Origin of the sequence: Streptomyces sp. NPDC087859 (assembly GCF_044742595.1) — a bacterium.
Classification (GTDB): Bacteria; Actinomycetota; Actinomycetes; order Streptomycetales; family Streptomycetaceae; genus Streptomyces; species Streptomyces canus_F.
The window spans coordinates 534735-553442 of record NZ_JBIUUU010000002.1 but is presented as its reverse complement, the minus strand read 5'-3'; the positions used below and the strand labels follow the sequence as shown (position 1 = coordinate 553442).

Genomic DNA, 18708 nt, shown 5'->3' with positions numbered 1-18708 from the left:
CTCAGTCTAACGAGCGTCCGAAATCGACCTTCGTGAAACCACATGGTGAGACCCGGACGCCCAGCACGACCCTGCCCATCCGCGCGGTGAACACTCGGCAAAGTGGGCCAGGTCACCCGTTGACGCTCTCCGTAGCCGCCCGGTGACTTCGCATCGACGCGAAGGGCTCTCCTTCCTTGACGACTGCGACCGTCTCAGAGATCCAGCACGTCACCCCACCGACCTCTCATCGGCGTCTCCCCCGGCAACAGCTACTTCTCCGCCCGCCGGGTCCTGGACCTGGCCCGCCGGGGGCTCGCCGCCTGCGCGGCGTACGGGCCAAGGTGCTGGGCACCGTCCGGGCCGTCGCCCCCGGCGGCACCCGTCTGCGGGCCCACGCCATGTCGAACTTCCGCGCGAATCCGGCGTACCGCGACCTCCACGAGCACCTCACCGCCCGCCTCTGCACCGACGAGGAGTTCCGCACGACCTGCGAACAGCTCGTCGGCACCTTCCTCGCCGACAGGCCGACAGGACGGAGAGCGTCACCGAGGCCCAGCGCGAGGTCTGCATGGCGTACGTCTGCGCCGAGGCCCCGCTCTTCCCGGACACCCCGGCCGTCCTGGGGGTGCCGTCCTCCCTGAACCACCAATCGAACGCCCGCCCAGCCCTCGGGGGGAGGGCCACGGAGTGCCGTTGACCGGAAGGAGTCCCGGGCTCGTGGAGTGGATGCGGTCGTACGCCGGTCAGCCGATCGACGCGCCGGCCCGTGAGGGCGCCCCGGCGGGTCTGCGGGGCGGCTTCGCCGATCCGTACTCGGCCGGCATGCACTGCCGGCTCCTCGGCATCCCGCAGCAGGACGCGCCAAGGCTGATGCGGAGCCCTGACATCGCGTGCATGACCGAGCGGCTGGACGCCCCGGCGACGACGGGCCTGATGGCCGCGCTGGCCGCCCTGCGCACGGACCCCGACCACGCGCACCTCACCGACGAGATGCTCGGGACGGTCGGCGTGACGATGTTCGGGGCGGGCGTCGTCTCCACCGCCGGGTTCCTGACCATGGCCCTGCTGGAGCTGATCCAGCACCCCGGGCTCCCGGCCGAGCTGGTCGCCCACCCCGGGCGGATTCCGGCGGCCGTGGAGGAGCCGCTGCGGATCAATCTGGGAGGACGTGGTCCTCGGGGACGTGAAGTGGCGGCGGGCGACCTGGTGCTGGTGCTGGTCGAGGGCGCGAACTTCGACCCGGCTGCCTTCCCCGACCCGCGCACCGTCGACCTGGACCGCATGCCCCGGCTCGCCCTCGCCGTGCCGGTCGGGCGGCTGGCGTGGCGGGCGGGGTTCATGGAGCGGATCCCGGAGCGGCTGCCGGTCATGTGGCAGCCGCGTGTTGAGGGGGTCGGCGAGCGGTCGTCTTAAAGTTCAAGCATTAGGGTTCGCCTGTGCGCGTACTGCTGGTGGAAGACGATGAGCCGGTCGCCGAGTCACTCCGGCGCGGACTGCTGCGCTACGGCTTCGAGGTGACCTGGGTCGCCACGGGCGGGGCGGCACTGCAGCACGAGGAGCCCTACGACGTCGTACTCCTCGACCTCGGGCTGCCCGACACCGACGGTCTCGACGTGTGCAAGGCGCTGCGCGAGCGCGGGGACGTGCCGATCATCGTGATCAGCGCGCGGAGCGACGAGACGGACCGGGTGGTCGGCCTCGAACTCGGCGCGGACGACTACGTCTCCAAGCCGTTCGGGGTCCGGGAGGTCATCGCGCGGATAAGGGCGGTGATGCGGCGCGCCCAGCCACGTACGTCGTCCGCCGAGCCCGCCGGTCCCGACCGCTACGGCGACCGTCTCACGATCGACCGCAAGGCGGTCCGGGTCCACCTGGACGGCGCGGAGGTCGCGCTGGCCCCCAAGGAGTACGACCTGCTGGCCTTCCTCACCGAGGAGCCGGGGGCGCTGATGTCGCGCGAGCAGATCATGGAGGCGGTCTGGGACGCGAACTGGTTCGGGCCGACGAAGACCCTGGACGTCCATGTGGCGGCGCTGCGGCGGAAGCTGGCGGGGGCGATCACGATCGAGGCGGTGCGGGGGGTCGGCTTCCGGCTGATCGTCAACGGCGGTAGTGACGCTTCATGAACCGCCAGCTCATCCGGAGTTACATCCTGCTCGTCGCGGTCGCGATCCTGCTGTTCACGGTGCCGGTGGCGTTCACGCTGACCGACCAACTGCGGGGTGACACCGAGGCGTCGGTGCTACGCGAGGCCCAGACCATGGCTCAGCTGCTGGGCTCCGGCGACACCGCCTCGTGCAACGCGCTGAACCAGATGGCCGAGGCCTACCACGACGACGTCGAGCTGTACACGAAGGCCGGCGACCGGAACTGTGCGCCCGAACTCCCCGACCCCGCGCGGGACAAGGCGCTGACCACCGCGCTGGAGGACGGGGAGCCCACCACTGACTGGGGCTCGAGGTTCATCTGGGGCAAGCATCTGGTGATCACCGTCCCCGCGTACCGGCCGACGGCCGACGGCGAGACCGGCAAGGGGCCGGTCGTCGGGGCCGTACGGATCGTGTACGCGACCTCAGGCATGACCACCAGGCTGTGGAACATCTGGGGCTTCCGGGCCGCGCTGGCCGTGCTCGTGCTCGCGGCCGCCGCCGCGATCGGCGCGTTCGCCGCCCGCCGGATCACCGCCCCCCTGCGGGAACTCAACGCCATGGCCAGCAAGTTCAGCGACGGCGACCTCACCGCGCGCTCCCCCGTGACGGGCCCGCCGGAGACCCAGACGCTGGCGCGCACCCTCAACCAGGGTGCGGAACGTCTCGACACGCTGGTCGCCTCGCAGCGGATCTTCGTGGCGGACGCCTCCCATCAACTGCGCACCCCCCTGACGGCGTTGCGGTTGTCGCTGGACAACATCGCGGACGGCACCGACGACGAGTTCGTACGGGAGGACGTGGAGCAGGCGACCGCCGAGGTGGTCCGGATGAGCCGTCTGGTCAACGGGCTGCTGGTGCTGGCGCGGGCAGAGGCGAAGGTCACGGCCGCGGAGCCGCTGTTGCTGGCGGACATCATCGAGGAACGTCTGGACGTGTGGAGGCCGGCCGCCGACGAGCGCGGAGTCACCATCGCGCTTGGGGGGAGTAACGCCGACGGCCGGCTGCTGGTGATGGCCAGCCCCGGTCATCTGGACCAGGTGCTGGACAACGTGCTTTCCAATGCCCTGGAGGTGTCACCGGACGGGGGCACGATCACCGTCCGGACCGAATCGCGGGGCAAGGAGGCCCTGTTGTCGGTCCTCGACCAGGGGCCGGGCATGTCCGACGCGGAGAAGTCCCGCGCCTTCGACCGCTTCTGGCGCGGCCAGGGCCTGACCGGGCGCTCCGGCTCCGGGCTGGGCCTCGCCGTCGTCAAGCAGCTGGTGACCGACGACGGCGGGACGGTGACGCTCGGGGACGCGCCCGGGGGCGGGCTGGAGGTGCGGATCAGCCTTCGGGCATCGCCGAAGAGTGGTGGTTGACGATCTTCCACTCGCCGTTGCGCTTCTCGTACTCGAAGGTGTAGCGGGCCTCGACGACACGCTTGGTGCCGGTGTCCGGGTCGGTCAGCGTGAACTCGTACACGCCGGCGTCCAGGGCGGAGTTGCTGTCGAGGATGTTGATGTGCGTCTCGATCTTCTTGCCGACCGGCTTGTTCAGCAGGAAGTGCTCGAAGTAGTCGACGCGTTCGGCGCGGTCGCTGCGGACCTTGTTGGAGACGGTGGGCAGCAGGACGGCGTCCTTGGCGTACCGGTCGGCGACTCTCTGGGCGTCGCCGGTCTGCAGGGCCTTGTTCCAGCCGTCGAACTGGGCCGCGATCTCCGCCTTGGTGGGCTTCTTGGCGCTGTGCTTGTCCGCTCCGGCGACGCCGACGCCGGCGGCGAAGGTACCGACGGCGACGAGGGCACCAGCGGTGACGATGGCTGCACGCTTGGTTATCGGGCGACGGGTCATGTCATCTCCAGTGCGGGCGAAGGGGGTTGCTTCCTCCGCTCTGTCTGCGGTTCCTGTGGAGGAAGTGACTCCAGACTCGCGTGACACCGGTTAGGGGCCGTGCAGGCGTCGTACAGGGAACGGCCAGGAGTGATCCAACTCGCGGAGCGTGAGCGGGGGACTACTTGGCGACACTCCTGTCCCGGACGAGGCTCACTCCCGCACCGGCCGCGACGACGCCCATGCCCACGGCGGTCATCACCCCCTGGCTGCCGTCCACGACGAAGGGGGCGACGGCGGCGACGGCGGCGTTGAAGAGGAAGAGGAACCAGAGGACGGGCTTGGAGGAGAGGAGGTTCTTCATGGGGGCGATTCCTTCGCTACGGGGGCGGTGACCTGGTGAGATCAACGATCCCGTGGCGCGGGGGCCCACACTAGGGAGTGCTCTCCCGAAGCGGGGGTGTAGCGGGCTACACCTGGGGTGGGCCGAGGAGAGGGAGCCGAACCATGACCGCCGACGTGCTTCTCGCGGGGATCGTGCTGCTCGGCTCCTCCGTCCAGTGGCTCACCGGCATGGGCTTCGCCCTGGTCGCCGTACCGGCGCTGATCCTGCTCCTCGGGCCCACCCAGGGGGTGGTCCTGGCCAATTGCGCCTCCGGGGCCATCTGTGTGGTGGGGCTGGCGGGCGGCTGGCGTCAGGTACGTCCGGGCGCGATGGTGCCACTGTGCGTGGCGGCGGCGTGCACGGTACCGGCTGGGGCCTGGATGACCCGCCAACTGCCGGAGCCGGTCCTGCTGTTGGTAATGGGCGGACTCGTCACCGTCGCCGTGCTGCTGGTCATGCGGGGCGTGCGCGTGCCCGCGCTGCGCGGCACGAAGGGCGCGGTCGCGGCGGGTGCGGCGGGCGGGTTCATGAACGCGGCGGCGGGGGTGGGCGGGCCGCCGGTCTCCCTGTACGCCCTCAACGCGGGCTGGACGGTACGGGAGTTCGTGCCGAACGCCATGTTCTACGGCGTCGTCGTCAACGCGTTCTCCGTGGCGGCGAACGGGGTGCCGGAACTGAGCGGGGCGCGGTGGGGCTGGGTGGTCGTGGCGATGACCGTCGGCGGCCTGATCGGCAGGGGCCTCGCTTCCCGCATACCCGAGAAGCGGGCCCGGCTGCTCGTACTGCTGCTCGCCCTGACGGGCGGGATCACGGCCGTCGGCAAGGGGATGTGGGGCCTGTGACCTCCCGGGACGGATCCGCCGGCTGCCCTGCCGGCTGCCGGGTCACTTGACCGGGCGCATGCCCAGGGGCTCGGCGATCTCCTCCACCATGACCTTGCCCGCCTCGAACTCCAGGGTCTCGTCGCCCACGGACTGGTCCGTGTCGAGGCCGTCCAGCTCCGCCAGGGGCTGGTTCAGCCGCACGTGCGCGACCACCGACTGGAGGGCGCGCAGCGTCGCGGACGCCGTCGAGCCCCAGTTGGAGAAGTAGGAGAACTGCCACCACCACAGGGCCTCCGAGGTGCGGCCCGCGCGGTAGTGGGCCATGCCGTGGCGGAGGTCGGTGATGACGTCGGTCAGGTCGTCGGAGATACGCGCCGGAACCGGGGCCTTGCGGGGCTCGTAGGGGTCGAAGACCTCCGAGTAGACGTCGATCGGGTCCAGCAGCCTCGCCAGGTTCTCGCGGAGTTCGTCCACGTCGGCGTCCGGGCCCGTGTCGGGCTCGTAGCGCTCGTCGGGAACGATGTCCTCGTGGGCGCCCAGGCGGCCGCCGGCCAGGAGGATCTGGGAGACCTCCAGGAGGAGGAAGGGCACGGCGGAGTCCGGCTCGTCGCCCCTTGCCACCTCGGTGACGGCCACCAGGAAGCTCTCCACCTGGTCCGCGATCTGGACCGCGAAGTCGTCCGGGTTGTGCGCAGTCGCGTGCAGTGTGGCGTCAGACATCTAGGAGTCGTCTCCCCTCGAAGGCGCGGCCGAGGGTCACCTCGTCCGCGTATTCCAGGTCGCCACCCACCGGGAGGCCGCTGGCCAGGCGGGTGACCTTGAGGCCCATGGGCTTGATCATGCGGGCGAGGTACGTGGCCGTGGCCTCGCCCTCCAGGTTCGGGTCCGTGGCCAGGATCAGCTCCGTGACCGTCCCGTCGGCCAACCGCGCGAGAAGTTCTCGTATACGCAGGTCGTCCGGACCCACACCTTCGATGGGGCTGATCGCTCCGCCGAGCACGTGATAGCGGCCTCTGAACTCGCGGGTGCGTTCGATGGCCACCACGTCCTTCGGCTCCTCCACCACGCAGATGACCGAGAGATCGCGGCGAGTGTCGCGGCAGATGTTGCACAGCTCTTCCTGTGCCACGTTTCCGCAGGTCGCGCAGAAGCGGACCTTCGCCTTGACCTCCATCAGGCACTGCGCGAGCCGCCGTACGTCCGTCGGTTCCGCCTGCAGGATGTGAAAGGCGATCCGCTGGGCGCTCTTGGGACCGACGCCGGGCAGCCGGCCCAGTTCGTCGATGAGGTCCTGCACCACGCCTTCGTACAACGGACTGCCGTCCTTCCTGGGTTCCTTGGGTACGTACGGTAGTTGGCGGACGCCCTTCTTAGAAAGGCAGACCCGGAATACCGCCGCCCAAGCCCTGGGCCAGCGGGCCCAGCTTCTGCTGCTGGAGCGTCTGCGCGTTCTCGTTGGCCGCCTGTACGGCCGCGACGACCAGGTCGGCGAGGGTCTCGGTGTCCTCCGGGTCCACTGCCTTCGGGTCGATCTTCAGGGCGCGGAGTTCACCGGAGCCGGTGACCGTCGCCTTGACCAGGCCGCCGCCCGCCTGGCCGTCGACCTCGGTCCGCGCCAGTTCCTCCTGCGCGTTCGCCAGGTCCTGCTGCATCTTCTGGGCCTGCTGGAGCAGCTGCTGCATGTTGGGCTGGCCACCACCGGGGATCACGATCAGCTCCCGCTCATAGGTCTGGGTCTTTCCGGGTCTCGTCCTCTGTGACGAGCCTACGTGCTCCACGCAGCCATCGCCCCGGCACTCTTTCGAGTGAGATGTTGTCGAGTCCTATACCTGATCAAGGCCCACTTCCGGGCGGAAAAGGAGTGAAAGCCGTCCCTTCGCCACCCATTGGGCGGTAGGAAAGACCCGGCGCGTCAGCACCATGCGTCACACAGCGTGATCGGCCGTGATCAGTAGGGAGTGCCGGGTGGGTCAGCCGGAGATGCAGCCCGAGGGTCCGCCTCAGGACGGGCGGGGCGGGGAGGCGGTCGGGCCGCGGCCGGGCGACCTGACAGGACGGACGTTTCCGCTCGGGGACTGGGGCGAACCCGCGCTCCGTCTCGACGAGCTGTACCGGTGGGTGGAGCGCGGGGCGCTCGACACCGCCGCGTGGTACCTCGCGGACCGGGTGTGGAAGCGGCGGGGTGCGCGGGCCCTGCGGTGCGGGGCCGCGGCCGGGGCGGTGGCCGGCGCCTCGCTGCCGCTGCTGGACCTCACGGGGGTCGTCGGCGGGGGCGCGGGCTGGGGGTATCTGGCGCTGCTGCTCGCCGTCGCGTGCGTGGCCGTGGACCGGTTCTTCGGGGTGACGTCCGGGTGGATAAGGGATGTGGCCACCGCGCAGGCCGTGCAGCGGCGGTTGCAGGTGCTCCAGTTCGACTGGGCCTCGGAGAGTGTGCGGGAGGTTCTGGGGCCGGCCGAGGGGACCGCGGGGGAGGCGGCCGACCGGTGTCTCGGGGTGCTGCGGAGGTTCTCCGAGGACGTGACCGAGTTGGTGCGGGTGGAGACCGCGGACTGGATGGTGGAGTTCCGGACGGGGTCGGCGCCGTTGGGGATTCAGGGGGGTGTCGCGGGGGCGGCCCGGGGGGACGGAAACGTGGTCCAGGGGCGGTTCCCGTTGCCGCCCGGTGCAGGGGGTGCGCGGCCGAACATGCCTCGGCAGCGGCCGCCGGAGCCTCGGTGACGGGGGGCGCCATCGCCGTAGGGGCTGGGCGCGTCGTAGGGGTGCGGCGCCGTCGTGGCTGGTCGCGCAGTTCCCCGCGCCCCTTGGAAACATGCAGTCACCGTAGGAGCGACAGTTCGACCCCTACCAGCACGTCCACCACCGCGCACCACTCCGCGAAGCTTGGCGCCACCACCCCCTTCAATCTCTCCAGCGTCAGGTGCGCCAAGTCCCACAGCCCGTGGAAGAACCAGCCGGCCGCCACCAGCCAGCGGCACGCCTCCGGGTCGACCAGGAGGCCGGTCACGGCCAGCGTCCCGAAGACGGCCACCCCTACGGCCTGAACGGCCAGCGGGTGTGGAGCACCCCGTACCGTCCCCCACAGCAGCACCCCCAGCGCGATCCCGACCATCACCCCCGCCGGTGACACCAGGTCCAGTGCCTGGAGGCCGAACACGAGCACCAGGCCCCCGCCCAGCACCGGCCAGGTCGACCGGGGCGTGCCGAGCTGGTTGATCACCACGTACAGCAGCGGCAGCAGCGGCAGGACCTCGCCGAAGCCGGTGACCGACTCGTCCAGGGTGTCGGAGGCGCTCGCGGCGGCCTGGGCGGCCCAGATCGCGACAGCCAGGCAGGTGGGCCAACGGCGGGTCACCGCGCGGGCGTTCACGCGCCGTACTCCGTGCGCCGCCGCAGCATGACGGCGAACATCAGCGGCAGCATCGCGAGGTGCTCCCACGTCATCGCCGCGCCGGGGTCCACGACGTCCAGGGACAGCAGCGGCAGGAGGACCAGCGCGGGAAGGAACATCGCCCCGCACATCTCGCCGATGCCGGGCCAGGCGTGGCCGCGGCGGCGCATCCGGAACGCCATGCCGGCGGACATCGTGAACGCCATTTCCAGCGTGACCAGCCGGGGGTGGCGGGACATGCCGTACGTGACGTCCGTGAGCGCCAGGACGCCCCGCAGGGCCGCGCCGAGGACGAGCATGCCGGCCAGCATCGCGAGGATCATCTCGACGTAGTGGCGGGCGAATCCGTGGTGCCGTACGTCGTGCCGTACGTGATGCATGGCGCCTCCTCGGCAGTACCGGGGTGGGGTATCTCCCCACGTCCTTCAGAGTGGCGGGACCGAGGGAGCGCCAGTAGTGCCGGCCGTGCACGTCGTCGTATGACATCTGTCATCCGGGCGCTGCCACAATGGCCGCGTGGACAACGGGGCGGGGCTCACGAGTTTCCGGCGCTACACGTGGTGGGCCGTGCCGGGGACCGTCGTCTGTGTGCTGGTGCTGGCGTACGGGAGCTGGGCCCTGGACGGTGACGTGCCGCTGTGGGCGCGGGTGCCGGTGGTCCCGGCGCTGGGCGTCCAGGCCGTCGCCGCCGCCGTGCTCCTCGGCGGGGCGATGGAGGACCGCACGCCGGTCCTGCGGCCGCTCGCGGGGTGGCTGGTCACCGCCTGTCTCGCCGCGGCGGCGCTCGCCGCGCTGCCGCTGGTCCGGCACAACTACGGACTGTGGGCGGTCGCCCCGGCCGTGACCGTGGCGATCGTGGCCGTCTATCTCTCCGCGGCCGGGAGGCGGTGGCTGATCGGCGGTGCCGTCGTCCTCGCGCTGGTGCCGGGCAGTGCGGTGAACCTGGTCGCGGGGGACGAGGAGTTGGCGTACGCCGCTCTCTTCCCGGCCTGTCTGACCGCGTTCACCGTGTGGACCGTGCTCGGGCCGCTGTGGGCCTGGCGGATCGCGGGGCGGCTCGACCGGGCGCGGCGGCTGGAGGCGGAGCTGGCGGTGAAGGACGAGCGGCTGCGGTTCGCCTCCGACCTCCATGACATCCAGGGGCATCATCTGCAGGTCATCGCGTTGAAGGCGGAGTTGGCCTCACGCATCGCCGAGGTCGACCCCGCGCGCGCCTCCGGCGAGATGCAGGAGATACGGCGGCTGTGCGCGGACGCGCTGCGGGACACGCGCGCCGTGGTGCGGGGCATGCGCCGGACCACCCTCGACGGCGAGATCGCCAACGCCACCCGGGTGCTGGCGGCGGCCGGCATCGACGCGCGCATGAACCTGGAACCAGCCGCCCTTCAGCGGGAGTTGGGCGACCCGGACCGTCAGCTGCTCGGCCTCGTCATGCGCGAGGCCACCACCAATGTGCTCCGCCACAGTCAGGCCCGGCACGCCGAGGTCGACTACCGCGTCAGCGGGGAGCAGGCCCTGCTGACGATCAGCAACGACCAGGCCCACGCACACTCCGGCACCGGCGACGGCACCGGCCTCGTCGGTCTCGCCGAGCGACTGCGGTCCGCGGGCGGGGAGTTGACCTGGGAACGGGAGGACGGCGACCGTTTCGTGGTGACCGCGACCCTGCCCGTACAGAAGAGCGAAGAGTGATCCGGCTCCTCCTCGCCGACGACGAGGACCTTCTGCGCGGCGCCCTCGTCGCACTCCTCTCCCTGGAGGACGACCTCACGGTGGTCGCGGAGGCCGCCACCTCCACCGATGCCGTACGGCTCGCCCTGGAGCACCGGCCCGACATCGCCGTACTGGATCTGGAGATGCCGCCCACGGACGGGCTGCGGGCCGCCGAGGAGATCCGGGCCGCCCGTCGGGACACCCACGTCGTCATCGTGACCCGGCACGCCCGGCCGGCCGTCCTGCGCCGCGCGCTGGCCGCCGGGGTCCGCGGGTTCGTGCCCAAGACGACCCCCGCCGCCCGGCTCGCTGAGATCCTCCGCGACATCGCCGCCGGGCGCCGCTACGTCGATCCGGACATCGCCGCGTCCGCGCTGACGGAGGACGACTGTCCGCTCAGCGAGCGGGAGTTGGAGGTGTTGCGGGCGGCCCGTACGGGGGCGTCGGTGGCCGAGATCGCGGCACAGGTACATCTGGCCCAGGGGACCGTTCGCAACTACCTCTCGGCCGCCATGTCCAAGCTGGGGGCCACCACGCGGCACGCGGCGGCCCATCACGCCTGGCAACAGGGGTGGATCTAGGACTGCGGATCCGGGAACGCCACCGGGCTCTTCAGCCCCTTCGCGTTCACCGCCCGCACCCCGAAGAACACGTTGTCCTTCGACAGGTCCACCTCGTGCCTCGTCACATCGCCGACCGGGACGACATGCATCCACTCGGGCGCCGTCGTCTCCCGCCATACGACCTCGTAGCCCGCGAGATCCGGTTCCGTGCCCCGGGTCCACACCAGTTCCGTGGCGTTGGTGAGGTTCGTCGTGACGATCTTCGCGCCCCTGGGGGTGCCGGGGGCCTGGGCCAGGGTCCACAGGGCGGCGCCGTTCACCCTGGCCACCCGCGCGATGAAGGCGAAGTCGCAGAACTCGGGCAGGTCGCCGTACTGCTTGCCGTCCTCGACGCGTACGTCCTGGTGCTGGTGGGCGAAGTCCTCGGCGGGCTCGGTGAAGCGGGCGGCCGGATAGGCCCGTTCGAGGAAGGAGATGTGGTCGCCGCCACGGCGGTAGCGGTCCCGGCGGTAGATGACCCGGACGTTCATGCCGGTGGCGTCGTTGTCGGCCACGTCCCTTACGAAACGGGCGAGTTGACGCGTCGCCGAGTCGTTCTCGCCGCCGACCGAGCGACGGATCGCGGCCTGTTCGGCGGTCTCGGAGGACGGGACGCCTTCCGCGAACAGGCGGATGGTGTACGGGTCCCTCGTACCGTCGTCGGCGGTCGAACTGCCGACGATGTCGTTGGTGAACATGCCCTGCACATCCGCCCCGGCCGCCTTGAACCGCTGGGCCATGTACGCCGATCCGAACAGGCCCTGCTCCTCCCCCGCCACGGCCGCGAACACGATCGTCGAGGCGGGGCGCCGCTTCGCCATCACCCTCGCCAGCTCCAGCGCCACCGCCACACCGGAGGCGTCGTCGTCGGCGCCCGGCGCATCCGAGGTCGCGTCCATGACGTCGGTGACCCGGGAGTCGTAGTGCCCGGAGACGACGTAGATCCGCTCCGGTGTGACGGACCCGCGCAGGGTCGCGACGACGTTGGTGATGCGGGTCGGTGCCGGGATCCGGGGGCCCGGTTCCTGGACGTACGACTGGAGTTCGGCGGTCATCCGGCCGCCGGAGGCCTCGGCGTACGAGCGCAGCTCGGCCAGCAGCCAGTCGCGGGCGGCGCCGATGCCGCGGGCCGGGTCGTCCTGGGCGGAGAGGGTGTGGCGGGTGCCGAAGGAGACGAGGGTGCGGACCGTCGCCTCGATGCGGTCCGGGTCGATCTCCCGGAGCAGGGCGCGCAGTTCACGGGTCGGGGGCTGGGCGGTGGCCGGGGGGCGGCTGCCCGGGGGTGCCGCCGTACCGGCCGACGAGGCCACGGCGGAGGAAGAGCCTGCCGAGGGGGCCGCCTCGGCCGTACCGCCGCTCGTGCAGGCGGCGGCCGTCGCCGCGCCCGTCGCGGTCAGAACCGTTCTCCTGCTGGGACGCATGCGTCCTCCTGGGATCGGGGATGCCGTCCTCCACCCAACCCCTCTTGCCGCTCGCACGGAAGACGGCCGTGCTCGCGGATGACGGGCGTGAGCCCAACAGCCTTATGGGCAGCCGGAGTTCGGGTCACTGCTTCGTGTAGGTCAGCTTCTCCCCGTTGCTCGTGTTCACTCGCTCCAGGGTGCCGTTCGACAGCAGGGTGACCTCGCTGGCCGCGCCCGGCGAGCAGGAGGAGGCGGGCTCGCCGACCGTCACCGTGGACGGGCCGATCCGCAACGGGCCGTTGTCCGCGGGCTCTTCGGTCAGGGCAGCCTCGAACACACAGTGGTAGTCGGGGCCGTCGGCGACGAGCGAGAGGATGGCGTCGCCCACCTCGCCCTCCTGGATGGTGAGTTGACGGGCGTGCGAGCCGTCGGCGTTGTCGATGGTGCTGGTCCAGGTGCCGAGGTAGCCGGCCGGGACGCTGCCGTCCGCCGGAGCCGAGGTGGTGGGCGTCGGCGAGGGCTCCGGGGTGGTGGGGCCCGGTGTCGTGGGGGCGCTCGCGGTGGGGGTGGGAGTGGGGCCGGCCTTGTCGTCGTCGCCGCCGTCGCTGTTCATCAGCGCGTAGACCGAGCCACCCGCGCCGAGCGCGACGACCAGCGCGACGACGACCAGGGCGGCGGTGGAACGGCCGTTGCGGCGCTGGGGTTCGGGAGGCGGGGTGAAGCCGGGGCCGGGGCCGTAGGGCGGGGTGTGGCCGGGGCCGCCGTAGGGGTTGTACGGCGAGGGGACGCCGGGCGGGGACGGGTGGCCGTACGCCGGGGTCTGCGGCTGTTGGGGGTATCCGTACGCCGGGGGCTGGGCCTGGGGGTGTTGCGGGTGCGGCTGGGGATGGCCGTAGGCGGGGTGACCGGGCGCGGGGCCGTACGGCGGGGGCGTCTGCGGGTCGGCGCCGTATCCGGGGTGGGCGGGCGACGGGCCGTACGGGGGCTGTGGCCGGCCCGGCTCGCTCGTCGGCGCCGGCGGGGGAGTCCGGGTGCCCTGTCCCACGACGACCGTGGGCAGGTGGTTCAGCGGCGCACCCCCGCCCGGCCGGCCCGGGGAAGGCGGGGTGCCGTCGGCGGGCGCGGGCGCGTGCTCGGGCGAGGCCTCGGCGGAGCCGGAGCCGGGGGCCGCACCAGGGCCGGAGCCCGCGCCCGCACCGGCTTCCGCACCCGGTCCCTCCGGATCCTCCGTGTCCAGCAACTGCACCGCGTGCCGCCCGAGTTGTGCCACCAGCGCGCTCGGCAGCCACGGGTCCCGCGAGCGCCCGTCGGACACCGTGTCCTCGGCCCCGGTCCGCTCCAGCACCTGGTCCAGCGTCGGCCGTTTCGCCGGGTCCTTCTTCAGGCAGTCGCGGACGAGCTCGGCGATCCCCTCGGGCACGCCCTCCAGGTCGGGTTCCTCCTGGGCGATCCGGAACATCAGGGCGTGCACCCCGCTCCCCCCGGCCCCGAAGGGAAGCTTCCCGGTGGCGGCGTACGCGAGCACCGAGCCGAGGCAGAACACATCGCAGGCCGGGGTGATCCGGTCGCCCCGCACCTGCTCGGGCGCCATGAACCCGGGCGATCCGACGAGCGCGCCGGTCCGCGTCAGCCCCCCGTCGGTCACCGTCTCCAGGGCCCGTGCGATGCCGAAGTCGATGACGCGGGGGCCGTCGATCGTCACCAGCACATTGGACGGCTTGAGATCCCGGTGCACGATCCCGGCCGCGTGGATGTCCTCGAGCGCGTGCGCGAGCCCGGCCGCGAGGATCCTCACCGACCGCTCGGGCAGCGCCCCGTGGTCGTGTCCGACGACCTGCTGGAGGCTGGGCCCGGCGACATACCCGGTGGCGACCCAGGGCACGCCGGCCTCGGTGTCGGCGTCCAGGACGGGTGCGGTCCAGTACCCGCCGACCTGCCGGGCGGCCTGCACCTCCTGCCGGAACCGCGCCCGGAACTCCTCCTGCGCGGCGAGCTCCTCGCGCACCAGCTTGACGGCGACGGTGCGGCCCCGGTCCGACCTGGCGAGATACACCTGCCCCATGCCGCCGGCCCCGAGCCGCGCCAGCAGCCGGTACGCCCCGATCCTCTGCGGATCCCCCGCCCCCAGGCTCTCCATCGCAGCCCCTCCCCCGAACTCCCCCGTGCGTGCCCCAGTGCGACTGACCACGATAGTGCGGGCGTACGGGGGGCTCGGCGACGCGCGTTCTACGGTTCCGTAACGGACCGCTCCGTTTGCGTCACCGGCGGGCCGATCTGTTCCAGGACCTTCGACAGCCGTTCCATGAGCCGTACGGCGTCCGCCAGTTCGTCCGCGCCGAAAGCCTCGGCGAGCCGGTCGGCGTAGGCCGCGTGCCCGGGGTTGATCCGCCGGACCGCCGCGAGCCCCTCCTCGGTGGCCGCGAGGAGCTTGGCGCGGCGGTGGGCGGGGTTGTCGCGGTACTCGGCGAGCCCGCGCTCGACCAACAGGTCGGCGATGCGCTGCACGCTCTGCCGGGTGATCCCCATCGCCCGGGCGATCCCGGACACCGGCAACGGCTCCCCGAGCACGGCCCCCAGTACCTGCCACCAGGCGGCGGTGAGCCCGGCGGGCTTCGCCAGCTCGTCGGCGACGCCCAGGAACTGCCCGTTGAGCCGGAAGACGCCGAGCGCACCGCGACTGAGCAGTTCCTGCCGCTCCCCGCTCACCGAGCCCCCTCCAGCACGGCGTACGCCGTCACGTCGGAGTCGTGGAAGAGCCGGTACCAGGCGTCCAGCACCTCGCCCTCGTACACCCCGAGAAGCCCGAGGATCTCCCGCGCGAAGGCGACCGGCTCGGTGGGCCCGGCGGTGATCAGTCCGCGGTCGGTGACGGCGTCGGCGTCCACGTAGCGGGAACCGCCCTTGTACTCCGTGGCCGCCAGATAGAAGGAGACCGCGCTGGTGTGCTCCCGGTCGTCGAGCAGCCCCTCCCGCGCGAGTCCCGCGGTCGCCCCGCAGATCGCGGCGACGGGCACCCCGGCGGCCAGGAACTCCCGCGCCTTGCGGGCGAAGGACGCCAACCGGTCGCTCGTGTCCCAGAGATCGGCGCCCGGGAGGATCAGCAGGGAGCTGTCGTCGGGTCGTACGTCGTCCAGGGCGTCCGCGGGCTGGACCCGCAGCCCTCCGACGGAGGTCACCGGCTCGCGGCTCGGGCCGACCGTGCGGATCTCGTACCCGGCGCGGGCGAGATACGCCGTCGCGTGGCCGGTCTCCCAGTCGGCGTAGGTGTCGTACACGGCGAGATGCACGGGCTTGCGGCTCATGGCTGCCTCCTCGGTCGTCATCAACCTTCGATGACAACATGCTGTCACTTCGACAGGATGCTGTCAATGAATCGTCTGAACCTCCCTGGACAACCTGTCGCGGAAAGCCCGCGTCCACAGACAGGACGCCGATACCGCTTCCGTATCGCGGACATTTACGCTCACCCGCATGACCCCTCAGCCAAACCCCGAGGTCGGCGCCGCCGTCAAGGCCGCGGACCGCGCTCATGTGTTCCACTCCTGGTCCGCGCAGGAGCTCATCGACCCGCTCGCCGTCGCCGGCGCCGAGGGGTCGTACTTCTGGGACTACGACGGCAACAAGTACCTCGACTTCACCAGCGGGCTCGTCTACACCAACATCGGCTACCAGCACCCGAAGGTCGTCGCCGCGATCCAGGAACAGGCCGCGACCCTGTCCACGTTCGCGCCCGCCTTCGCCGTCGAGGCCCGTTCCGAGGCGGCCCGGCTGATCGCCGAGCGGACGCCCGGCGACCTGGACAAGATCTTCTTCACCAACGCCGGTGCCGACGCGGTGGAGCACGCCGTGCGCATGGCCCGCCTGCACACGGGCCGGTCCAAGGTGCTCGCCGCCTACCGCTCGTACCACGGCGGCACCCAGCAGGCGATCAACCTCACCGGTGACCCGCGCCGCTGGGCCTCCGACAGCGCCTCCGCGGGCGTCGTCCACTTCTGGGCGCCGTACCTGTACCGCTCCCGCTTCTACGCGGAGACGGAGGAGCAGGAGTGCGCGCGGGCGCTGGAGCACCTGGAGACGACGATCGCCTTCGAGGGGCCGGCCACGGTCGCCGCGATCATCCTGGAGACGATCCCCGGCACCGCCGGGATCATGGTCCCGCCGCCCGGCTACCTCGCCGGGGTGCGCGAGATCTGCGACAAGTACGGGATCGTCTTCATCCTGGACGAGGTCATGGCCGGGTTCGGGCGGACCGGCGAGTGGTTCGCGGCCGACCTGTTCGATGTCACGCCCGACCTGATGACCTTCGCCAAGGGCGTGAACAGCGGATACGTGCCGCTCGGCGGTGTCGCCATCTCCGGCGAGATCGCGGAGACCTTCGGCAAGCGGCCCTACCCGGGTGGTCTGACGTACTCCGGGCACCCGCTGGCCTGTGCCGCCGCCGTCGCCACGATCAACGTGATGGCGGAGGAAGGTGTCGTCGAGAACGCCGCCCGGCTCGGCTCCGAGGTCGTCGAGCCCGCGCTGCGGGAGCTGGCGGAGCGCCACCCGTCGGTCGGCGAGGTCCGCGGTGTCGGCATGTTCTGGGCGCTCGACCTGGTCAAGGACAAGGAGACCCGCGAGCCGCTGGTGCCGTACAACGCCGCCGGTGAGGCCAACGCCCCGATGCTCGCGTTCGGCGCCGCCGCCAGGAAGCACGGCATCTGGCCGTTCATCAACATGAACCGCACCCATGTCGTGCCGCCGTGCAACATCACCGAGGCCGAGCTGAAGGAAGGCCTCTCGGCACTGGACGCGGCGCTCTCCGTGGCGGACGAGCACACGCGGTAGTCGCGGGCCCTGTGACGGACGCTACGCGGGTAAACGCCGAAAACCCGAACGCGTAAGGTGGCGTGCTCGTAGACATACGTGTACGAGCACACCACCCGACCGCCATCAGGGAGAGGCCGACCATGCCCGGCAGCAGCGGCAACGGCGCCGTGACCCGCAGCACCCTGCGGCAGCAGATCGCCGACGCGCTCCGCGACGAGGTGCTCGCGGGGCGTCTCCAGCCGGGTCAGGAGTTCACGGTCAAGGAGATCGCCGAGCAGTACGGGGTCTCCGCGACCCCGGTCCGCGAGGCGCTCGTCGACCTGTCCGCTCAAGGACTCCTGGAGGCGGACCAGCACCGCGGTTTCCGGGTGCACGAGTACTCCCTGGCCGACTACCGGGGCATCATCGAGGCCCGCAGCCTCGTCATCGACGGCATGTTCCACGCGCTGGACGGCGGCCACCAGGGGTTCGTCCACGACCCCGACAACTCCCGTGTCCTCGCCGCCCTCGCCGGGGTGCGACGGCGGGGCGAGGAGGCGCAACGGGCCGCCCTCGCCGGGGACATCATCGTGCTGATCGGCTACGACCTGCGGTTCTGGCGCGAGCTGAGCGCCGTGTTCGGCAACCCCTACCTCGCCGACTTCCTGCACCGGCTGCGCGTCCAGTCCTGGGTGTGCGCGGTACAGCACCTGCGCCGCCTCACGGATCTGCGCGGACAGCTGTGGGCCGAGCACACCGAACTGGTCGACGCGCTCGTCCACCGGGACACCACGGCGGCGCGGGAGATAGTGGCCGCGTACAACGCGCACTCGCTCGCGGTGGTCGAGCGGCTGGCCGGCGGATGAGCCGCTCCACGTGAGCTTGCGGCGGGTGTGGGTATGGGACCTCCAGCAGAGCGGCTGATCCCGCCCAGGGGGAAGCCACGGCACGCCGGACCGATTACTCTTCCCTGACCGCTTCGCTACACCGTGCTATGCGAGGAGCCTTCTTTGGCCTGTGACCTGTGGCTGGTACCGCTCGTCGACGTGTTGTGCCACACGCCCGACAACCCGTTCGCCGAGGAACTCGCGCAATACAACAAGGTGCTCGCCGAGGCCGGGCTGCCGCCGGTGCCGGTGTACCAGTACATGCCGGGCCTGTCCGGTGAGGTCGCCCCGGTGGCCGGCTTCGACTACGACGCGCTGCACTTCCTGCGCCGCGCGTATCTCCTCCAGATGTGCGGTCTGCAGGTGACACCGGTGGACGAACTGGGCGGGGACTACGAGCAGTTGCTGGAGATGTTCGAGACGACGGCCCAGCAGTCCCATCTGGTCTGGCACTACGACCACGCCGGCGCCTATGTCCCGGTGGACTTCCCGCACCCGCTGGCCAACGAAGAACTCCTGGCCGGCGGCGGCCCCCTGGGTTCCTCCCAGACGCTGCTGCGGGAGCTCGAGCTGGTGGCCCCCGCGATCGGCATCGACCCGGCCAACCCTCCGGCCGCCCCCCAACCCCCGCTGGGCCCCACGGAACTGGAGGAGCCGGCCGTCCCCGCGCCGTACGACCCCAGCCCCTTCGCCCGTGAGCGGCATGTGTGGCTGGGCCTGCACGCGGCGGCCACCCGGAGCCTGGCACAGGGCTCGATGATCATCTTCAGCTGA

At 71.5% G+C, this 18708-nt stretch carries 21 protein-coding genes and 1 pseudogene; 11 read left to right on the top strand and 11 right to left on the bottom strand.

Annotation, left to right across the window (positions count from 1 at the left end; all coding sequences use genetic code 11):
* Positions 1 to 323 precede the first annotated feature (323 nt).
* The 4 genes and pseudogenes from ACIOHP_RS06465 to ACIOHP_RS06450 all read left to right on the top strand — a co-directional run bounded on the left by ACIOHP_RS06465 (position 324) and on the right by ACIOHP_RS06450 (position 3493).
* Positions 324 to 679 (top strand): annotated as a pseudogene (locus ACIOHP_RS06465) (tRNA-dependent cyclodipeptide synthase).
* Positions 680 to 699: 20 nt separating this feature from the next.
* Positions 700 to 1395 (top strand): hypothetical protein, encoded by a 696-nt coding sequence (locus tag ACIOHP_RS06460; protein ID WP_401883889.1) that lies wholly within the window; start codon positions 700 to 702, stop codon positions 1393 to 1395.
* 23 nt (positions 1396 to 1418) lie between these two features.
* Positions 1419 to 2108, top strand: a complete 690-nt coding sequence (locus ACIOHP_RS06455; RefSeq protein WP_361550410.1) for a response regulator transcription factor — start codon at positions 1419 to 1421, stop codon at positions 2106 to 2108.
* The gene (locus ACIOHP_RS06450; RefSeq protein WP_401883887.1) at positions 2105 to 3493 is read left to right on the top strand and encodes a sensor histidine kinase; all 1389 of its coding nucleotides are present in this window, start codon (positions 2105 to 2107) and stop codon (positions 3491 to 3493) included. The genes ACIOHP_RS06455 and ACIOHP_RS06450 overlap by 4 nt, the downstream gene beginning before the upstream one ends.
* Here ACIOHP_RS06450 and ACIOHP_RS06445 read toward each other — a convergent pair.
* Together ACIOHP_RS06445 and ACIOHP_RS06440 are read right to left on the bottom strand one after the other, a co-directional pair.
* On the bottom strand, positions 3459 to 3965 hold the full coding sequence (locus ACIOHP_RS06445; protein ID WP_401883885.1) for an SgcJ/EcaC family oxidoreductase: 507 nt from the start codon (positions 3963 to 3965) through the stop codon (positions 3459 to 3461). The genes ACIOHP_RS06450 and ACIOHP_RS06445 overlap by 35 nt on opposite strands.
* Positions 3966 to 4125: 160 nt before the next feature.
* Positions 4126 to 4308, bottom strand: coding sequence for a hypothetical protein (locus tag ACIOHP_RS06440; RefSeq protein WP_361550416.1), 183 nt, complete (start codon positions 4306 to 4308; stop codon positions 4126 to 4128).
* Between the two features lie 143 nt (positions 4309 to 4451).
* Between ACIOHP_RS06440 and ACIOHP_RS06435 the strand changes: the two genes are divergently transcribed.
* Positions 4452 to 5171 carry a TSUP family transporter gene (locus ACIOHP_RS06435; protein ID WP_401883883.1) on the top strand — a complete coding sequence of 240 codons (720 nt, stop codon included), beginning with the start codon at positions 4452 to 4454 and terminating at the stop codon, positions 5169 to 5171.
* Positions 5172 to 5213: 42 nt separating this feature from the next.
* Here ACIOHP_RS06435 and ACIOHP_RS06430 read toward each other — a convergent pair whose 3' ends face one another.
* The 3 genes from ACIOHP_RS06430 to ACIOHP_RS06420 are packed head-to-tail and all read right to left on the bottom strand — an operon-like array spanning position 5214 to position 6862.
* Positions 5214 to 5873 carry a DUF5063 domain-containing protein gene (locus ACIOHP_RS06430; RefSeq protein ID WP_361484366.1) on the bottom strand — a complete coding sequence of 220 codons (660 nt, stop codon included), beginning with the start codon at positions 5871 to 5873 and terminating at the stop codon, positions 5214 to 5216.
* On the bottom strand, positions 5866 to 6465 hold the full coding sequence (gene recR, locus ACIOHP_RS06425) for a recombination mediator RecR (RefSeq protein ID WP_266824222.1): 600 nt from the start codon (positions 6463 to 6465) through the stop codon (positions 5866 to 5868). The genes ACIOHP_RS06430 and recR overlap by 8 nt, the downstream gene beginning before the upstream one ends.
* A gap of 58 nt (positions 6466 to 6523) precedes the next feature.
* Positions 6524 to 6862: a YbaB/EbfC family nucleoid-associated protein gene (locus tag ACIOHP_RS06420; RefSeq protein ID WP_361484364.1), complete on the bottom strand. Its 339-nt coding sequence runs from the start codon at positions 6860 to 6862 to the stop codon at positions 6524 to 6526.
* A gap of 256 nt (positions 6863 to 7118) precedes the next feature.
* Here ACIOHP_RS06420 and ACIOHP_RS06415 point away from each other — a divergent pair, with 256 nt between their 5' ends.
* The gene (locus ACIOHP_RS06415; RefSeq protein WP_307027950.1) at positions 7119 to 7871 is read left to right on the top strand and encodes an SLATT domain-containing protein; all 753 of its coding nucleotides are present in this window, start codon (positions 7119 to 7121) and stop codon (positions 7869 to 7871) included.
* A 97-nt stretch (positions 7872 to 7968) separates the two neighbouring features.
* Here ACIOHP_RS06415 and ACIOHP_RS06410 read toward each other — a convergent pair whose 3' ends face one another.
* Positions 7969 to 8520: a hypothetical protein gene (locus ACIOHP_RS06410; protein WP_401883879.1), complete on the bottom strand. Its 552-nt coding sequence runs from the start codon at positions 8518 to 8520 to the stop codon at positions 7969 to 7971.
* Positions 8517 to 8921 (bottom strand): hypothetical protein, encoded by a 405-nt coding sequence (locus ACIOHP_RS06405; RefSeq protein WP_361550423.1) that lies wholly within the window; start codon positions 8919 to 8921, stop codon positions 8517 to 8519. Before ACIOHP_RS06405 ends, ACIOHP_RS06410 begins: the two co-directional genes overlap by 4 nt.
* A gap of 136 nt (positions 8922 to 9057) precedes the next feature.
* Here ACIOHP_RS06405 and ACIOHP_RS06400 point away from each other — a divergent pair, with 136 nt between their 5' ends.
* Both ACIOHP_RS06400 and ACIOHP_RS06395 read left to right on the top strand, forming a co-directional pair.
* The gene (locus ACIOHP_RS06400) at positions 9058 to 10233 is read left to right on the top strand and encodes a sensor histidine kinase (protein WP_401883877.1); all 1176 of its coding nucleotides are present in this window, start codon (positions 9058 to 9060) and stop codon (positions 10231 to 10233) included.
* A complete protein-coding gene (locus tag ACIOHP_RS06395) occupies positions 10230 to 10835 on the top strand; it encodes a response regulator transcription factor (RefSeq protein WP_361550427.1) in 606 nt (201 codons plus the stop codon). Before ACIOHP_RS06400 ends, ACIOHP_RS06395 begins: the two co-directional genes overlap by 4 nt.
* Here ACIOHP_RS06395 and ACIOHP_RS06390 read toward each other — a convergent pair.
* The 4 genes from ACIOHP_RS06390 to ACIOHP_RS06375 all read right to left on the bottom strand — a co-directional run bounded on the left by ACIOHP_RS06390 (position 10832) and on the right by ACIOHP_RS06375 (position 15561).
* Positions 10832 to 12277 carry a M28 family metallopeptidase gene (locus ACIOHP_RS06390; protein WP_401883875.1) on the bottom strand — a complete coding sequence of 482 codons (1446 nt, stop codon included), beginning with the start codon at positions 12275 to 12277 and terminating at the stop codon, positions 10832 to 10834. The two genes, ACIOHP_RS06395 and ACIOHP_RS06390, sit on opposite strands and share 4 nt — an antisense overlap.
* Before the next feature lie 124 nt (positions 12278 to 12401).
* Positions 12402 to 14396 carry a protein kinase gene (locus ACIOHP_RS06385; protein ID WP_401883873.1) on the bottom strand — a complete coding sequence of 665 codons (1995 nt, stop codon included), beginning with the start codon at positions 14394 to 14396 and terminating at the stop codon, positions 12402 to 12404.
* An 89-nt stretch (positions 14397 to 14485) separates the two neighbouring features.
* Positions 14486 to 14965, bottom strand: coding sequence for a MarR family transcriptional regulator (locus ACIOHP_RS06380; protein ID WP_361550433.1), 480 nt, complete (start codon positions 14963 to 14965; stop codon positions 14486 to 14488).
* Positions 14962 to 15561, bottom strand: coding sequence for a type 1 glutamine amidotransferase family protein (locus tag ACIOHP_RS06375; RefSeq protein WP_401883871.1), 600 nt, complete (start codon positions 15559 to 15561; stop codon positions 14962 to 14964). Before ACIOHP_RS06375 ends, ACIOHP_RS06380 begins: the two co-directional genes overlap by 4 nt.
* A 169-nt stretch (positions 15562 to 15730) precedes the next feature.
* On the opposite strand from ACIOHP_RS06375, the gene ACIOHP_RS06370 reads away from it, so the two are divergent.
* The 3 genes from ACIOHP_RS06370 to ACIOHP_RS06360 all read left to right on the top strand — a co-directional run bounded on the left by ACIOHP_RS06370 (position 15731) and on the right by ACIOHP_RS06360 (position 18708).
* Positions 15731 to 17086: an aspartate aminotransferase family protein gene (locus ACIOHP_RS06370; protein WP_401883869.1), complete on the top strand. Its 1356-nt coding sequence runs from the start codon at positions 15731 to 15733 to the stop codon at positions 17084 to 17086.
* A gap of 122 nt (positions 17087 to 17208) precedes the next feature.
* On the top strand, positions 17209 to 17913 hold the full coding sequence (locus ACIOHP_RS06365; protein WP_361550439.1) for a GntR family transcriptional regulator: 705 nt from the start codon (positions 17209 to 17211) through the stop codon (positions 17911 to 17913).
* Between the two features lie 144 nt (positions 17914 to 18057).
* On the top strand, positions 18058 to 18708 hold the full coding sequence (locus tag ACIOHP_RS06360; RefSeq protein WP_361484343.1) for a hypothetical protein: 651 nt from the start codon (positions 18058 to 18060) through the stop codon (positions 18706 to 18708).

Excerpts from the sequence above, each read along its gene's own strand:
- ACIOHP_RS06450 (WP_401883887.1), top strand. The coding sequence starts at position 2,105 with ATGAACCGCCAGCTCATCCGGAGTTACATCCTGCTCGTCGCGGTCGCG.
- ACIOHP_RS06445 (WP_401883885.1), bottom strand. The coding sequence starts at position 3,965 with ATGACCCGTCGCCCGATAACCAAGCGTGCAGCCATCGTCACCGCTGGT.
- ACIOHP_RS06440 (WP_361550416.1), bottom strand. The coding sequence starts at position 4,308 with ATGAAGAACCTCCTCTCCTCCAAGCCCGTCCTCTGGTTCCTCTTCCTC.
- ACIOHP_RS06435 (WP_401883883.1), top strand. The coding sequence starts at position 4,452 with ATGACCGCCGACGTGCTTCTCGCGGGGATCGTGCTGCTCGGCTCCTCC.
- ACIOHP_RS06430 (WP_361484366.1), bottom strand. The coding sequence starts at position 5,873 with ATGTCTGACGCCACACTGCACGCGACTGCGCACAACCCGGACGACTTC.
- ACIOHP_RS06405 (WP_361550423.1), bottom strand. The coding sequence starts at position 8,921 with ATGCATCACGTACGGCACGACGTACGGCACCACGGATTCGCCCGCCAC.
- ACIOHP_RS06390 (WP_401883875.1), bottom strand. The coding sequence starts at position 12,277 with ATGCGTCCCAGCAGGAGAACGGTTCTGACCGCGACGGGCGCGGCGACG.
- ACIOHP_RS06385 (WP_401883873.1), bottom strand. The coding sequence starts at position 14,396 with ATGGAGAGCCTGGGGGCGGGGGATCCGCAGAGGATCGGGGCGTACCGG.
- ACIOHP_RS06375 (WP_401883871.1), bottom strand. The coding sequence starts at position 15,561 with ATGAGCCGCAAGCCCGTGCATCTCGCCGTGTACGACACCTACGCCGAC.
- ACIOHP_RS06370 (WP_401883869.1), top strand. The coding sequence starts at position 15,731 with ATGACCCCTCAGCCAAACCCCGAGGTCGGCGCCGCCGTCAAGGCCGCG.
- ACIOHP_RS06365 (WP_361550439.1), top strand. The coding sequence starts at position 17,209 with ATGCCCGGCAGCAGCGGCAACGGCGCCGTGACCCGCAGCACCCTGCGG.